Source organism: Luteimonas sp. gir, from assembly GCF_037198055.1.
Taxonomy (GTDB): Bacteria; Pseudomonadota; Gammaproteobacteria; order Xanthomonadales; family Xanthomonadaceae; genus Luteimonas; species Luteimonas citri_A.
Map to the genome: position 1 here is coordinate 81,089 of NZ_JBBAXQ010000008.1, position 16,195 is coordinate 97,283.

A 16,195-nucleotide genomic window follows, 5' to 3' on the forward strand; every position below is an offset into this window, starting at 1 on the left:
GTGCAAGCTGTGGGGACGCCCGACCTTCACGCCGCGGCGGCAGCGCTTGCACCGCTGATCGCCGCGAGTTCAAGGACCGGGGAGCCGACCGGCGGCAGGGATCGCCTCCGGCCAGCCCTACGCAGCCCGGCGCGACCTCCTCGCTGCTGGAATGCGAAACCGAGAGCGGTAGGTCATCATGATCCGGGGGTACGCACCGGCCCCGTGGGGACGCCACTCAACGCGCTGCGAACGGGCGACTTCGACAAGAAGTCGCCCGTTTTTTTTTGCCGTCGCGCGCGGCACACTGCCGTCATGACTTGTCGACGCCACAGGAGTAGCGTTTCGCAAGGCGCCTAGGGGGAGGACGGACGTGAGAAAGCTGCACGAGGCCGACCGGATCGCGCTGATCCGAAGCCTGGATCTGCTGTCGCTGGCAGGGCATCCTGAATTGGACAGGATCGTGGCCCTGGCCGCGTTCGCGTTCCGGGTGAAGACGGTCCTCATCTCCCTGGTCGATGAGGTGGACCAGCATTTCCTGTCCTGTGTGGGCACCGAGCTGCGCGGCACCAGCCGCGAGATTTCGGTCTGCACGCATGCGATCGAGCAGGACGACATCTACGAGGTGCCCGACCTCACCGCAGATCCGCTGTTCTCGCGCAACCCGCTGGTCATGGAGGCGCCGCGCATGCGCTTCTACGCCGGTGCGCCGCTGGTGCTCGGCGACGGCTACAAGGTCGGCACGATCTGCCTGATCGACTACGCCCCACGGCGGCTGGACGAGGCGGAGCGCGAGCAACTGCGCTCGTTCGCGAACCTGGTCGTCGGGCAGATCTCGCTACTGCGATCGATGGGGCGGCGCGACCCGGTCACCGGCCTGGCGAACCGCCAGCAGTTGGCGTGGGATCTGCACGAGGCCCTGCGGCAGTCGCCCCCCGCAGTCCCGGTGCCGTCGCATCTGTGCATCATCGACGTGCTCGATGTGACGAGCGCCCATCGGCTGACCCAGGCACTGGGCGTGGCGCCGGTCGAATCGATCGTGCGACAGCTGGGCTTTCGCCTGACCGATGCCCTGGGTGAGACCGCCCGGGTCTACCACGTCGGCGTGACCCGATTCGCCTTCGTACTGGCGGGCCGCTCGCGCGACGAGGTCGCGGCGATCCTCACCGACCTGCGCGAGCGACTCAGCGCACCGGTGGTCAGCAGCGGGCTGACCCTGCAGACGGTGTTCCATGCCGGGGTTGCGGGATTCTCGACCCACGATTCGGCCGACGTGCTGCGCCGGGCGGTGACCGCGATGCATGCCGCGCTGGAAAGCGGCGCGCCCTGGTGCGAGTACGACCGCGACCGCGACGCACGGCTGCAGCGGCATTACCGCCTCGCGACCCAGGTCGAGCGTGCATTGGACACCCGCGAGTTTTCGCTGGTGTATCAGCCGCGCCTGAGCCTGTCGACCGGGCGCCTGGGGTCGGTCGAGGCGCTGCTGCGCTGGCGGCATCCCGAGTACGGCGACATCGCCCCGGACGAGTTCATCCCGGTCATCGAAGGCACGACACTGATGCCGTTGGTCACGCGCTGGGTGCTGCGCCAGGCCCTGCACCAGTTGCTGGCCTGGGAAGAGCAGGGCGTGGTGCTCGATATCTCGGTCAACCTGTCCAGCGCGGATTTCCGCGACGGTCGGTTGCCGGCATACATCGCCGATCTGGCGCGCGAGCTTGGCGTCGAACCCGCGCGCCTGGAGCTGGAGGTGACTGAGGGCGAATGGCTGCGCGACAAAGGGAGCGTGGCCGCCCAGCTCGGCGCGCTGCAGGCGCAGGGGTTCAACGTCGCGATCGACGATTTCGGCGCCGGCTACAGCAACTTCTCCTATCTCAACGAATTGCCGGCCACGACGATCAAGATCGATCGCGGCCTGCTGGTCGGGATCGAAACCAGTGAACGTCGTGCACGGCTGATCAGGACCGTCCTCAAGCTGTCAGTCGAGCTGGGCTATCGCACGGTCGCCGAAGGCGTGGAAACGGCCGGCCAGCTGGCGATGCTGTGCGAGTGGCAGTGCGACGAAGCGCAGGGGTATCACGTCTCCCGGCCGCTGGCGCCGGATGCGTTGATCGCACTCATCCGGCATCACGACAGCGCCGCCTCCGGGTCGCCGCTGACCGGCGCGGAGACCGGGCACCTCGCCACCGTCGGTCAAGCCGGCTCGCTATAATCGACTGCGATGCCCCGGGTCTCCGCCACTGCCGTTCGCATCCTGCTGCTCGCACTGCTCCTGATCGAATCGATGGGCGCGGTCTTCGCCGCGCCTGCAATGAACGGTGCGGCCTCGATGCATGACGCTGCTCATGCGAGTGACGCCGATGCGCAGCCTTGCCATGGCACAACCGACCACGGACCGTCGGAAGAGGGCAAGGCGCCCGCGCCGCACGCCTGCGACGACGAGGGCGGCTGCCTCTGCCTGCACAGCTGCAGTGCCGTGCTGATACCGCGCCAGCGGCCGCTGACCTTGGTGCCAACGCCGACACGTCACCCTGCGGACGTCGCCCAGGCACGCGGCGATCCTGCCGCCGTCCAGCCGATCCGCCCACCCATCGCCATCGCCTGATCCACACCGTTCGCCCGTCCCGATGCGGGACAGGGCGCAGGGCCCGTGCAACCGGGCCATCCTACGGATGGAGTGACGATGACTTCCGACGTTTCCTTTGGCCGCCGCGGCTTCGACCCCGCGCGCCGCCGTTTCGTCCAGGGCCTGGCGCTCGGCGGCCTGGCCGCCGGCCTCGGCAGTTGGCCGCGCCCGTCCTGGGCACTGCAATCCCCGCACAGCCGGATTCTGGCTGGCACTGACTTCGACCTGGTGGTCGGCGAGACCCTGGTCAACTTCACCGGCCGCCCCCGGCCGGCGGCGACCGTCAACGGCAGCCTGCCCGCCCCGATCCTGCGCTGGCGCGAGGGCTCGACGGTCACGCTGCGCGTACGCAATGCGCTACCGGCCGGCTCGATCTTCGGCGACATGACCTCGGTGCATTGGCACGGCATCTTGCTGCCAGCGAACATGGACGGCGTGCCGGGCATGAGCTTTGACGGTATCCATCGCGGCGAGACGTTCCAGTACCGCTTCGACGTGCGCCAGGGCGGCACTTACTGGTACCACAGCCATTCCGGCTTCCAGGAACAGGCCGGCATGTACGGCGCACTGATCATCGACCCGATCGAGCCTGAGCCGTTCGCCTTTGACCGCGACTACGTCGTGCTGCTGACTGACTGGACCGACCTCGACCCGCACGCGCTGTTCGCGCGGCTCAAGCAGATGGCCGAACACGACAACTGGTACAAGCGCACCGCTGGCGACTTCGCCCGCGACGTGCGCCGCGACGGCTGGCGCGCCACGCTCGCCGATCGCCGCGCCTGGGGGCAGATGCGGATGACGCCGACCGACATCTCCGACGTCAACGCGCATACCTATACCTATCTGATGAACGGCACGACGTCGCCAGGCAACTGGACGGCGCTGTTCCGCAGCGGCGAGAAGATCCGCCTGCGCTTCATCAACGGCTCGGCGATGACCTACTTCGACGTCCGCATCCCGGGCCTGAAGATGACCGTCGTCGCGGCCGATGGCCAGTACGTGCACCCGGTGACGGTCGACGAGTTCCGCATTGCCGTGGCCGAAACCTTCGACGTGATCGTCGAGCCCTCCGGCCAGGATGCCTACACGATCTTCGCCCAGGACATGGGCCGGACCGGCTTCGTCAGCGGCACGCTCGCCGTGCGCGAAGGCATGCGCGCGCCGATTCCCGTGGTCGACCCGCGCCCGATCCTGACCATGGCCGACATGGGTCACGGCGGCATGCACGGCATGGACCATGGGGCCGGGCCAGGCATGGGGCAGGGCGGACATACGGCGGCGATGCACGGCGGCGGCCACGACCACGCCGCGATGGACCATGCCGACATGGGACATGGCACCACGCCGATGCAGGCGCATCCTGACAGCGAGCACGGCAACCCGCTCGTCGACATGCAGACCATGACCCCGGCGCCGAAGCTCGACGACCCCGGCATCGGCCTGCGCGACAACGGCCGCACGGTCCTGACCTACGGGGCGATGCGCAGCCTGTTCGACGATCCCGATGGCCGCGCGCCATCGCGCGACGTCGAGCTGCACCTGACCGGCCACATGGAGAAGTTCGCCTGGTCGTTCGACGGCATCAAGTTCAGCGACGCCGCCCCCTTGCGGCTCAACTACGGCGAACGCCTGCGCATCGTGCTGGTCAACGACACGATGATGACCCATCCCATCCATCTGCACGGCATGTGGAGCGACCTCGAGGACGACGACGGCCGCTTCCAATTGCGCAAGCACACCGTCGACATGCCGCCCGGCACGCGTCGCAGCTTCCGCGTCCGCGCCGACGCACTCGGGCGCTGGGCGTTCCACTGCCACCTGCTGTACCACATGGAAGCGGGCATGTTCCGCGAAGTGCAGGTGGTCGAATGAGTACCGTTACATGGCATCGCAAGTGCATGCCCACGTTGCTCGCCGCCGCGCTGCTGGTCGCGAGCGGCGCGCAGGCGCAGAACCATGCGCACGGTCACGGTCACGGTCACGGCCATGGCGAAGCGCATCGGCCACCATCGAGCGCCGCGTCGGATGGAGCGTCCGCACATCGCCACCACCCGCCCACCGAACACGGGCACGAGGGGCAGGGCGCGCATCGAGTGCCCGCAGGGGCGGCCAGCCTGCGGGCCGGGGCGGACCATGCCGGACATTCCGATAAGACGGCGCAAGGGGCACCCGCCCATGATCCAGCGCAATCACATGGGGCGACGCCTGCGAGCACACACCCTCCCGCGCAGAACCACTCGGAGATGGACCACTCGGGGAGGGGCGCGGCGAACGGACATCCAACAGCTAGAACGGACAGCCACGTCGGGCATGCGCCTACGCCTGGCGACTTAGCTCCGGATGCGCCTCCGCGCACGCCGATCCCTACACTCACCGATGCCGACCGCACGGAAGCGTTTCCGTCGCTGCATCCTCATGCGATGGGCGATTCGGCGATTCGCCACCTCGTTCGCGTGGACCGCCTCGAAGGCTTCGATACTGACCACGGCCACGGCCACGGCCACGGCCTGGGCTGGGAAGTGGACAGTTGGATCGGCGGCGATCTGAACCGCTTGTGGCTCAAGTCCAGCGGCGAACGCGTGTCCGGCCGGACCCACACGGGCTCACTGGACGCGCTTTATGGTCGCAGCGTGTCGCCCTGGTGGGATGTCGTCGCCGGCGCCCATCACGTCTTCGCACCGGGGCGCGCCGAGACCTACGCCAGTGTCGGCGTGCAGGGCCTGGCGCCGTACTTCTTCGAAGTCTCGGCGATGGCGCATGTCGACGATCGCGGCCGCGTGCTCGCCGAGGTGGAGATCGAGTACGAAATGCTGTTGACCAACCGGCTGATCCTGCAGCCGGCGATTGAGCTCTCGGCTGCCAGCGAGGCCGATCCCGCGCGCCGTATCGGCAGCGGCCTGGGCGAGATCGAAGCCGGCCTGCGCCTGCGCTACGAAGTCACACGGCGCTTCGCCCCGTACATCGGCCTCGTGCACGCGCGCAGCTTTGGCCAGACCCGGGCGCTCGAGCAGGCCGATGGCGGTACCGGACGGGAGACGCGCTGGGTGATCGGGGTGAGGACCTGGTTCTGAGGTCAACAATCGGGGCCGCGCAGTCGCACGGCCCCTCACATCCCACCATCGTGCTTTACATAATGTACATTATGCGAAATATAGTGCGAATTATCGACCGCTCTAGACGGCTTGTCCTCAGATGCCTTGGAGTACTTGCCCTGGCCCGGAACGTCACGGCGGATCCGTGGTACAGGGCGGTCTCAAGAATCAAGTGCAACACGTGATTTGAAGTCGATGATTTCCCTCTCCATCACCTGGGCTGGTGTTGCCCAGCCGAGCGTCTTGCGCGGTCGCCCGTTCATCAGCTTAGCGACGTGATTGAGATACTCCTGGCTCGCCTGCGAGAGGTCCACGCCCTTGGGGAGGAACTGTCGAAGCAGGCCGTTGGTGTTCTCGTTGCTACCCCGCTGCCAGGGCGCATGCGGATCGGCGAACCAGACGTCGATGTTGAGCCGCTGCATCAGCGCCTCGTAGCACGTCAGTTCCGAGCCGCGATCGTAGGTGAGGCTCTCGCGTAGGAATGCCGGCAGCTTGCGCATCTGCCGGGTGAAGCCCTCGAGCGCCGCTTCGGCGGTGCAGCCGTCCATCCGGCATAACACGACGAAACGGGTCTTGCGCTCGACCAGCGTACCGACGCAGGAGCGGTTGAAGGCGCCCTTGATCAGGTCGCCCTCCCAATGACCGGGCACCAGGCGCTGCTCGATGTCCTCGGGCCGATGCACGATCCGCAACTGCTCCGGCACCCATGAACGTCCCGCAGCGGTCGTCCGCCTGCGCCCGCGCGACGGCTTGCCCTGTCGCAACGCCTCCACCAACGCCTTCTTCAATCCACCACGCGGATACACGTAGATCGCCGCATAGATCGTCTCGTGGCTGACCCGCTGACTGGCGTCGTCTGGCTGCATGGCCCGCAGTGTGGCCGCGATCTGCTGCGGCGACCAGCGCTCGAACACCAGATGGTCATGCACGAACTGGAACAACTCGCCTTCCTCGACCAGCTTGCGACGACGCACGCAACGCGAACGACGTGCGCGATAGCTCCCAGCCGCGTCATGGGCCGAGTAGATTCCATCGCCATGGCGCCGCACCTCCCGACTTAGCGTTGACGCGCTGCGTCCAAGCCGACGACCGATCTCCTGAAGGCTCGTCCCGCGGTTGCGCTCGAGCTGAAGCACTGCGCGCTCTTCCGCGCTCAGGTGGCTGTACTGTTTTGCCATCGCGACACCCTACACTCCGCCGGGTGTTGCACTTGGAAGTTGAGTCTGCCCAGCACCACGTTGGGCACCGCACTCCTTGGCAGCAAAGCCGTAAGCGGCTATCACGGCCTCATCCAGCGCGGCGTGCGCGTCCTTCTGGGGTTCTTTCCCAATTGCGCCAGAGTCGTATAGATCGCGCGCAACCCGCCCGTCACGCTCGTCAGCGCCGCGGCCCGGACCCGGCTCGGCTAGACCCTGCCCCGCCAAGGAGGCACGACACGCCCGCTTCGGGCCCGTCCATTGCCCTGCCGAAACCCGTCGCCGACGAGGCTTCGCTTGTCGCAATGTCGCCGCTAAACTGCCCTTGGCCCATGCCTTCGAGGCATAGTTCCGCCGATCGCCTGATCGGCGGCGACGTTTTCCAACCAACTTGCAAGGTGTCGCCGGGGCGGGCTGACCGCCGAACATGCCCATGATCCTGAAAAGCATCAGCACATCCGGCCGCGTTTTCGAATCCCCCTTCGTCTTTTGTGGCGAAGATTCACCATCGGATCCCGACCAGTCGTGGATCACGGTCCTCGTCGGCGAGAACGGGAGCAAGAAGAGCCTGGCCCTCAGGGTTCTGATGGAAGCGGGCTTGGGCAAGACGAAACACCGCGGTCATGGCCATTCGCCGATCGAGTTCACGCCGGAGTTCGCGGGCACGCGCCCGTCGAACGTCATCGCCATCTCCAACACGCCCTGGGATCGCTTCCCGCGCAGCCGCGAACTCGGAAAGCTTTCAAGGCTGGTATCGACCGACGGCGGGCGCTACGTCTACATCGGGCAAAGGGCGGGCACCGGAAACGTCAGCCTACGAAACAATGAAAAGCAGCTCGGATACAGCCTGGTCGAGAATGCCGCGTTTCTCGGCGAACGAGCGGCTGACCTTGAACCGATTTTCTCGAAACTCGGCTTGGAGCTGTGCGCAGGCATTCGTTTCGTACCCAACAGGACCATCGGCCGACCTGATTTCGGCCCTTGGGTTCGGCGGTCCAAACAGGGGTTCGAGCGCTACCTGTCCGATCTGCCCGCGGTCGTCCGGCAACTACAGAAGGATCGCAGCATTTCCGCGCCGGACCGGGCCGCCGCGACCGCTTACGCGGAGTTCCTGCTTGAAACGCCCCGCGAAGTCGAACGGGTCCGCGCGCTGCTCAACTCACTGGTCCCTACCAAGATCGCGTTTTGGTTGCGTCCGCGGGACCACAAGATCTTCTTCGGATACGACACGATCCTCGAGTGGCGCTACCTGCTGTATCTGGGCTTGATCGAGATCGAGGGCATCAGCTTGCTGCCGCTCGGCAAGCAGCATCTCGCGGACAAGGCCAACGAAGCCAAACGCGACAGCGATCTGAGTTCCGGCCAGTGGAACTGGCTGTTCAACTTTTCCAATCTGGTGTTCGAGCTCAGGGACGACTCGCTGGTGCTCGTCGACGAACCGGAGAACAGCCTGCATCCTGGCTGGCAGCGCGAGTACCTGCCCACGCTGCAAACGGTGCTGTCCACCCGGGTTGGATGCCATGCGGTCATCGCGACCCACTCGGCGCTGATCGCGGCCGGGCTCTCGAACAGCTGGGGGAGCATCCGCCGGCTTGAACCAAGCGAGACAACAGCCGGGGCCGTTCGCACGCGTCCGCTTGAAAGCCCGTTCGCGTGGTCGTCCGACGATGTCTATCAGGACGTCTTCGGCATGGAATCGAGCCGGGCGCCGGAGTTCATCCAGGCGGTCGACCAGCTCCTCGAACTGATCAGCAATCCGGCGCAGGAAAAGGCCGATGCCCCCGAGTGGGCCATCGCCTACCTGCGCCGCGCGTTGGAGGAGTTGCCGCCCCACGACGCGATGCGAAACGTCGTCGCCGCGATCCTGAGGCACTTCAAACAAGGCGCCGGACGTGAGTAGGCCGGGCAGAAACCTCCATGTCAGGGTGAACATCGGTCAACTCGACCGTTCGATTCAACGCAGTGTCCGTTCCAACCGAGGGAAGCCGTGGTCGACGACCTTACCCGGGATGTATGCGCTGAGAGAATGGCTACTCGAGAAGCAGAACTTCCGCTGCGCCTATTGCCAGATGCCCATCACGTCCGTGCGGCTGGGTCATTGTGAGCTGGACCACGTCCTGCCGAAAGCGCCGTCTTCCAAGTTGAACAGGAAGCTCGCCCGGAGCAACGCTCCGGAGCATCGCTATCACACCTTCGGATACAGGCGATTCAAGTTCGTTCCGCAGAACCTGGCGGTCACCTGCAAGCAATGCAACACGTTCAAGGGAAGTTTCGACCCCCTTTCCGATCGCGCCAAGTCGCCGGGCAAGCTTCCGTACGTGCCGGTTGCGTACTGCTGGGTCCACCCACAGTTGCACGATTACACGCAACACATTTCGATCGATCAGGAATGGTTCTACAAGGGTCTTTCGAAGCAGGGAAGAAACACCATCCGCGTGTGCAAACTGGACAAGGCCGAGGTGGTCTCGCGCAAGCGGCAAGCCGATGCCCTTGTCGCCCAAAGCAACAATCTCGAGGATTTCCTCATCAAGTATGGCGCCCAGTTCGAAAACATCGGCGCCACTCAGGGTATCGTTGCCTTGACGTCGAGCTACGGGATCGATGCGGCGACTGCGGATGAGATCACAGCGATGTTCGCGGACTACAGCTTGTCCAAGGGCGCAGAGGCGTTTTGCCGAACACTTGCGGCCGCGTTGGAGCGCGTGAGAAATGCGAGCGTCGCCGCGGCGTCGCCCCAGACCGTCAACGAGCACTGAAAGGACCGCAGGATGCTGGCCGACGCGCTGCTGGAAGAGTTGCGGAGCAGAGGAGAAGGTCCTGACCTGGACTACAAGGCCGAGCGCTATGCATTCGCCAAAGCCACTGCGGAGCAGAAGTCCGAGATGCTTAAGGACATCCTGGCCCTGGCCAACACGCAGCGCAGCGGCAACGCCTACCTGCTGATGGGCTTCAAGGAGAACCCTCCGCATCCGGCTGAAGTGATCGACCTTCCCACCGGCGGTGCCATCGACGATTCCAGGCTCCAGCAGTTCGTGAACGAGAAGCTGGAGACCAAGCTGGTCTTCAGGTACGAGGAGCAGCTGTTCGACGGCAAGCACATCGCCGTCATCACCGTCCCCAAGCAGCCCAGGCCGTTCTACCTCACCAGGAAGTTCGGCAACCTAGAAGCCAATACGGTCTATGTCCGCCGCGGGAGTTCGACCGGCATCGCCACTCCTCGCGAGATCTACCGGATGGGAGTGGCCGATCAGTCGAGGGGCGAGGCTCTGCTCGACCTGGCCGTGCTGGATGAGAAGAACCAGCCGCTGGCCAACCACTTCGAGCGGACATTCTTGACGTTCGAGGAATTACCCGACTACAAGCGCTATCAACCGCCCGCCTACTTGGCCGCTCCGAACTACAACCGGGAGAACCGGAACTACTGGCGCGAGGGCGCGGAGTACTTCCAAGCCAAGAACGGTCTCATCCGCATCCGGCTGGAGTTGGGCAATCGCTCCAACTACGCCTTGAGCGCCGTCAAGCTAGAGGTCACCTGGACCACCGACGGTGGCCAGAGCTACAGGATGCTGACCGACTCGGAGGTTCCCGACCTGCCGGTGAACGAATGGCACCTCGGGCCTCTCAGCATAGGGGATGGGGCAACAGAGGTGGACGAGGAAGGGATGCAGCCCGTGTTCAATTGCCACCTAGGCAACGTCCGTCCCGGCGAGATCCGCCGGATCGGTGAGGCTCTGATCCTCTTGCCCGCAGGACCCGGCAGCTACACCATGAAAGTGCGGGTTCTGGCCAACGAGCTGGACACGCCGAAGGTCATCGAACGTGTGCTTGAGGTGCGGGGAGAGTCCAGGCACCTGAGCTTCGACGAGCTCCAAGAGTTGCTGGATGACGACCAAGACGGACGCGAAGCGATTTCAGAAGATGAGGACGGCTGACGCCATTTCGTCTTGGACTCGGCCACGGCCATCAGGATTGTCGGCGCGAGGCTGACGGTTGTCTGCTGTAGTGGGGGAAGTCCAGCCAATTCAGGCCATGAGTAGTGCTTCTTGCCCCTGCAGCTAGCGACCTCTTTGGGTCGAGAGATGTCCCTCCCTACCCCCGATAAATCTTCCTAATCGTGATCGCGCCTCTAATCCTCAGAGTCATAGCCTAGAGCGCTTGACAGCCTCTCTGCCCCGCCCGACGCTCAGCACCTGAAATTCGACCTCTCCGCCTTTGGCCCTCGCGAGCTGGGCGCGCTGATCACTGCCGCCGAAAAGCGCAAGGCCACGCTTTCCCGTCGCCGCCCCATCCACATCGTGCGCGCCGAGCTGATCGCATTCGCGGCCAATGCCGGCTACGAGATCAGTGAGCTCGTCGGGACGGGCGCAGTCGCACCTGCTCCAAAGCGCGCCAAGGCTCGGCGAAAGAGCGGAAAGGTCGCGGCGAAGTATCGCGATCCGGACAACCGCCGGAACACTTGGACGGGGCGCGGCAGTCAGCCCCGCTGGCTGCGCGAGAAGGTCAGGCGCGGCCAGAGCGCGAGCGACTTTCTGATCCAGGGCCTCGCAAAGCCAACCGCGAACACGAAGTCGATCGGAAAGCGCACCGTCTTCAAGCAAGCATGAGTGCGATCACCTCAGAAGCAGATGTGTCGAGAGCTCCATCCCGGCCTTATTGGAAGCGCTTCGGGATCGCGTTCAGCGCAGCGTTCGTCCTCGTTCTTGCTTGCTCTGTATCCATGCAGCTTCATGTGCTCAGAAAGCCGGATTGGCTGCTCTTGATCGCGACTGGAGTGTGCATCACTTCCCTTCCAAGCGCTGCACTGTCCGCGGTGATGTTCCGACGCAATCAGCTCGCACTCATCCTCGCCGGTCAGGCGCTCACCGTGGCAGGGCTGGTAGCATGGTTTGAGCTCAAGGGCTGATAAAAATTCCTCAGTAAGCAGTGTCGCTTGCATGTAGGCAGGTCCCGGACCGGATACGCAATTGAGCTACCGCGCAGCCTGCAGTTCAACCGTCTCGGCCTCAATCGCGGGCACGCGCGCCTCCGCCCAATCCCGGATCGCCTTGTCCAGCATTTCCTGATCGCCCTCCTCGCCCATTTGCGCCGGGTTCTTGAACACCGTCAGCGTCGAAGTCGACTGACAACCTGACGCGTCGCACTTGCTGCTGATGAGCGCGGCGCGCACGACCTTGCCGCTCCCGTCCGAGATGACGGCGCCCGTTTCAGGGCAGCTGTGCTGACGGCAGCCAATCGTGAGCGCGTAGCCCCGTCCAAGCGTGAAGGATCGCTGCGACATTCGCTCCAAGTCGTCTGGAATCCCCAGCGTTAGGCCGATCTGCTCGATCAACGGTGCGGGCCTTGAAAAAAGGTAGCTTCCTGAGTTCTCGCCGAAGAATGCCCGGAGGGCGGACTGCTGAAATCCGTATCGATGGCGCGCTTCATAGGATCGGACGCCAGGTGTGCCGTCCTCCGCTGGCTCGATGAACTGGAAGGACACAGTCACCAAGCAGGGCTGAGCGACGGTGTGGGTCAAGATGCGCGCTTCCACATGTCCAAGCGCTATAAATGCGGTGGTAGGATGAGGACCGCTATCCGTGCCCGGTGGCGCATGTAGCGAGACAACGGGCGGTGGCAGAGGCCCGGTATCCATGCCAAGCGCTGCGCGTGCGGTGGTGAACTTTGCACATGTCGGCTCGTCCTCTGACCGCGCGTCAAATGTGAAAAGGGCCGAGCGAAGCCTTCGATCCTCGCCCGACTGATCCGACACGATCCTATAAGAGATCGCCCGAAGCCCAATCGTGTTGGGCCGCGCATCGACTTCATAGTGCGCAAGCGGAATGGAGGCCACGGTGTCCACGAGCCTCGACGCAGGGAGATCGACCACTCGCGAGAGAAGCTCCGCTTGGCGAGATCGCTCGCCCTTCGCGAGTTCCCTGAGCAGCGCGCCGAAGGCCTGGTCATCCAGCGCGCTCTGATCCCCAGATGCGCCAACTGGCGTCGGTTCACTCCCAAGCGTTGCGACTGACGGCAAAACGCCGATTGCAGCGATGCCAACGATCCGCGCTGCCCAAGTAAGTCGTTCCATGACTGCCCCTCCCTGGATTTGTAGCCAACGTAACGGCCACAGCGTTACAGGGCGTTAAATCCGGCGCTTCGAGAGAACAGATCACCGCATTAATCTGGACGCGGCAAGGCTAAGCAATGCAAACAGGCATGTCGCTCACGCGACTCCACTGCATCGAATGCCTCGGCTTATTGCGGCAGGTCACCAGCGCCCTACCCCCGACGTCTAGAGATGAAAATTCCCGAACGATTCGGGTTGGTAGATCACCTTGTCGATCCGGATATGGCGCGTACGATCGCCCACTCTCCAGTCGAAGGCATCGCCTTCTTGGTAGCCCAGGATCGCGGCGCCGACGTCGGAGAGGATCGACAGTTTCCCGGTGCGGTCATCGGCATCTTGCGGATAGACGAGCTCGACTTGCGCCTGATCGTGGTCCACCTGCAGCACGACCCTGGAGTTCATGGTCACGACATCGCGCGCGACGTGCTGCGGCTCCACGACGATCGCGCGCTCGATCTCGTGTTCAAGCTCGACAACGGCTGCCCCTTGCTCGAACGCAATCAGGCTCTCGAGCCGGGCTTTGTCGATCTCAGTGACGTAGATGTCGGTCGCTTTTGCCAGGATGCCTTCGCGCAGCAACTGGAGATATCGAGCAGAGCTCATGGACAGGGAGTTCAGCGTCGGAACTTCGGCTTTGCGCACAAAGCCGCAGCGCTCAAAGCCCTTGAGCGAGCGCGTGTTGCCCGGCTGAATCTTGGCGATGACGGTATCGGCCCGCATATCGAGGAAGGCGAGCTTCAGGCCTTCCCGGATGGTGCTGCCGCCCAGTCCGCGCCCCCAGTTGTCCTGGTCGCCGATGACCAGGACGATTTCGCACTCGGTGCCTGTCTTCACCAGGCGGACGAAGCCGACCGGGACATCGTTCCGGTCGTAGGTCATGAAGAATCGGCCGCCCTGATTGAACAGGTGTGTCAGGATGGGCATCTGCGTCCGGTCGACCGCCTGCGCGATGAATCGAGACACGCTGCGGGAGTCGCTGAGGTAGCGCGTCACGCGCTCATCTTCCAACCAGTCCATCAGAAGCAGTGCGTGTGTCCGCGTGATCTCTGGACGCAACGAAACAAACGGCCTTTTCATCTTCGCCACCTTGGTCGCAAGAATGAAAGCCTGTCACGGTCGCGCCGTGCTGGTTCTTTCCATCAACGCTGGAAATTATAGGCCCGATCCCATACGTGCCCAAGAAAGGGGGTCACATGTAGTGACAGCTTTCCCTTGATCGAATCAGCTGTGGCGATGCATGCGCAGCGCTTGGTCAGCTCGACGATGAACCTGACAACCGGTGCCCTGCCCAAACGAGCCCTGCTTCAGCCCTGCTGGCTTACCGGATCCCGCGATGGTTGCACGCCGACGAGACCGCGTCGTTGAGCCGACGCAGGTCTTCGTAGCGGCGCTGCAGGCCGAGGCGGGCCAGCGTCTTGTCGCGTTGGGCGCGGGCGGCGAGGCAGCGCGCATGCCGGTCGTCTCGCGGGGCAGCGGACCGGCGTGGCGCGCGGAGGCTGCGTGCACGTACCGCTCGTGGGCGTGACGAAGGCGGGTTCGACGTCACCCGGGCTGGCTGCGCCGCAACGGGCGATGGCCGCAGTTCGGCGATCTCCCAGGTCCGTAGCGTCGCGCCTGCGCAGGGCTGCGATTGGTAGACAATGCCGCCGGCGGCATCTTGGCACTTGTGCAGTGACTGTGCGCTCGCCGGCAGCAGGCACAGCATCAGCAGCAGCGCGAACATCGTCCTTCGCATGGGCACCGTCCTGGGCGCGATCCTGGATCGATACGATGCCGCGCCGACAGGTCGTGCGCTTCGGAGCTCCGGCCAATCCGTGTCGGGCTGGCCCGCGGTTCCAGATCGGGGTTTGCCGCGGCGTCAGTCGTCGCGCGCGGCGCGGGCCGCTTCGCGCGCAGCGCGCAGCTGATCGAGCTTGTCCTTGAGCTTGATCTCCATGCCCCGCGCAATGGGCTGGTAGTAGACCCGCTCGCCCATCGCATCCGGAAAGCCGGTCTGGTCGAGCGCGATGCCGCCTTCGGCATCGTGGTCGTACTGGTAGCCGGTGCCGTAGCCGAGTTCCTTCATCAGCTTGGTCGGCGCGTTGCGGATGTGCATCGGCACCTCCTGGGTGCCGTACTCGCGCACGTCGCGCTTGGCCTGGTTGAAGGCCATGTACGCGGCGTTCGACTTGGCGGTGCTGGCCAGATAGATCGCCACCTGCGCCAACGCCAGGTCGCCTTCGGGGCTGCCAAGCCGGTCGAAGGTGTTCCAGGCATCGATCGCCATCTGCAGCGCCCGCGGGTCGGCCAGGCCGATGTCCTCGACCGCCATCCGGGTCAGCCGCCGGGCGAGGTAGCCGGGATCGCAGCCGCCGTCGAGCATGCGCGCCAGCCAGTACAGCGCGGCGTCGGGATTGGAGCTGCGCACCGATTTGTGCAGCGCCGAGATCTGGTCGTAGAACTGCTCGCCGCCCTTGTCGAAGCGACGGGTGCGGTCGGCCAGGACCTGCTCGATCGTGCCGGCGGTGACCTCCCCGCCCTCGCCCGCCAGTTCGGCGGCGATCTCCAGCAGCGTCAGCGCCCGGCGCACGTCGCCGTCGGCGGCCACCGCGATCAACCGCAGCAGGTCGTCGGCGATGTGCAGCGTGCGGTCGCCCAGGCCGCGCTCGGGGTCGGCGAGCGCGCGGCGCAGGGCGTCCTGGATGTCATCGGGCGAGACCGCCTCCATGACGTGCACGCGGCAGCGCGAGAGCAGCGCGGAGTTGAGCTCGAACGAGGGGTTCTCGGTGGTCGCGCCGACGAACACGATGGTGCCGCGCTCGATATGCGGCAGGAACGCGTCCTGCTGGGTCTTGTTGAAGCGGTGCACCTCGTCGACGAACAGCACCGTGCGCCGGCCACCGTCGAAGCGATGCGCGGCTTCGGCCAGTACCTGGCGGACTTCGGGCAGGCCCGACAGCACAGCCGAGATCGCCTTGAACTCGGCGTCGGCATAGCGCGCCAGCAGCAAGGCCAGCGTGGTCTTGCCGCAACCCGGCGGTCCCCACAGCACCATCGAGTGCACCTTGCCGGCCTCGACCGCGGTGCGCAGCGCGGTGCCTTCGGCGAGCAGGCGACGCTGGCCGACCATCTCGTCGAGGGTCGCTGGGCGCATGCGCTCGGCGAGCGGGCGCATGGCGCTGCGGTCGACCTGCAGCAGGTCGCCGGTCAGCGAGGCGGC

At 65.0% G+C, this 16,195-nt stretch carries 14 protein-coding genes; 9 read left to right on the forward strand and 5 right to left on the reverse strand.

Annotated features, from left to right (window positions below; genetic code table 11):
* Positions 1 to 352: 352 nt before the first annotated feature.
* The 4 genes from WAF18_RS11535 (at position 353) to WAF18_RS11550 (ending at position 5,673) form a co-directional block, all read left to right on the forward strand.
* Positions 353 to 2,188: a GGDEF and EAL domain-containing protein gene (locus WAF18_RS11535; protein WP_337245220.1), complete on the forward strand. Its 1,836-nt coding sequence runs from the start codon at positions 353 to 355 to the stop codon at positions 2,186 to 2,188.
* A 9-nt stretch (positions 2,189 to 2,197) separates the two neighbouring features.
* On the forward strand, positions 2,198 to 2,581 hold the full coding sequence (locus tag WAF18_RS11540) for a CopL family metal-binding regulatory protein (protein ID WP_337245221.1): 384 nt from the start codon (positions 2,198 to 2,200) through the stop codon (positions 2,579 to 2,581).
* Between the two features lie 78 nt (positions 2,582 to 2,659).
* Positions 2,660 to 4,474: a copper resistance system multicopper oxidase gene (locus WAF18_RS11545; protein ID WP_337245222.1), complete on the forward strand. Its 1,815-nt coding sequence runs from the start codon at positions 2,660 to 2,662 to the stop codon at positions 4,472 to 4,474.
* 581 nt (positions 4,475 to 5,055) lie between these two features.
* Entirely contained in the window at positions 5,056 to 5,673 is a 618-nt protein-coding gene (locus tag WAF18_RS11550) for a copper resistance protein B (RefSeq protein ID WP_337245223.1), read from the forward strand.
* Positions 5,674 to 5,855: 182 nt separating this feature from the next.
* On the opposite strand, the gene WAF18_RS11555 is transcribed toward WAF18_RS11550, so the two are convergent.
* Positions 5,856 to 6,872: an IS30 family transposase gene (locus tag WAF18_RS11555; RefSeq protein ID WP_337245224.1), complete on the reverse strand. Its 1,017-nt coding sequence runs from the start codon at positions 6,870 to 6,872 to the stop codon at positions 5,856 to 5,858.
* A 451-nt stretch (positions 6,873 to 7,323) separates the two neighbouring features.
* On the opposite strand from WAF18_RS11555, the gene WAF18_RS11560 reads away from it, so the two are divergent.
* The 5 genes from WAF18_RS11560 to WAF18_RS11580 all read left to right on the forward strand — a co-directional run bounded on the left by WAF18_RS11560 (position 7,324) and on the right by WAF18_RS11580 (position 11,793).
* Entirely contained in the window at positions 7,324 to 8,790 is a 1,467-nt protein-coding gene (locus WAF18_RS11560) for an AAA family ATPase (protein WP_337245225.1), read from the forward strand.
* 109 nt (positions 8,791 to 8,899) lie between these two features.
* The gene (locus WAF18_RS11565; protein ID WP_337245226.1) at positions 8,900 to 9,646 is read left to right on the forward strand and encodes a hypothetical protein; all 747 of its coding nucleotides are present in this window, start codon (positions 8,900 to 8,902) and stop codon (positions 9,644 to 9,646) included.
* A 12-nt stretch (positions 9,647 to 9,658) separates the two neighbouring features.
* Positions 9,659 to 10,822, forward strand: coding sequence for an ATP-binding protein (locus tag WAF18_RS11570; RefSeq protein ID WP_337245227.1), 1,164 nt, complete (start codon positions 9,659 to 9,661; stop codon positions 10,820 to 10,822).
* A gap of 303 nt (positions 10,823 to 11,125) precedes the next feature.
* Positions 11,126 to 11,494, forward strand: coding sequence for an H-NS histone family protein (locus tag WAF18_RS11575; RefSeq protein WP_337245282.1), 369 nt, complete (start codon positions 11,126 to 11,128; stop codon positions 11,492 to 11,494).
* Entirely contained in the window at positions 11,491 to 11,793 is a 303-nt protein-coding gene (locus WAF18_RS11580; protein WP_337245228.1) for a hypothetical protein, read from the forward strand. The genes WAF18_RS11575 and WAF18_RS11580 overlap by 4 nt, the downstream gene beginning before the upstream one ends.
* A 66-nt stretch (positions 11,794 to 11,859) precedes the next feature.
* Here the strand turns inward: WAF18_RS11580 and WAF18_RS11585 are convergent, their stop codons facing one another.
* From WAF18_RS11585 to WAF18_RS11600, 4 genes are all read right to left on the reverse strand, one after another.
* A complete protein-coding gene (locus WAF18_RS11585; RefSeq protein WP_337245229.1) occupies positions 11,860 to 12,957 on the reverse strand; it encodes a hypothetical protein in 1,098 nt (365 codons plus the stop codon).
* A 204-nt stretch (positions 12,958 to 13,161) separates the two neighbouring features.
* Positions 13,162 to 14,073 (reverse strand): GNAT family N-acetyltransferase, encoded by a 912-nt coding sequence (locus WAF18_RS11590; RefSeq protein ID WP_337245230.1) that lies wholly within the window; start codon positions 14,071 to 14,073, stop codon positions 13,162 to 13,164.
* 241 nt (positions 14,074 to 14,314) lie between these two features.
* Positions 14,315 to 14,719 carry a DUF4124 domain-containing protein gene (locus WAF18_RS11595; RefSeq protein ID WP_337245231.1) on the reverse strand — a complete coding sequence of 135 codons (405 nt, stop codon included), beginning with the start codon at positions 14,717 to 14,719 and terminating at the stop codon, positions 14,315 to 14,317.
* Positions 14,720 to 14,854: 135 nt separating this feature from the next.
* Positions 14,855 to 16,150, reverse strand: coding sequence for a replication-associated recombination protein A (locus WAF18_RS11600; RefSeq protein WP_337245283.1), 1,296 nt, complete (start codon positions 16,148 to 16,150; stop codon positions 14,855 to 14,857).
* Between the last annotated feature and the right edge of the window lie 45 nt (positions 16,151 to 16,195).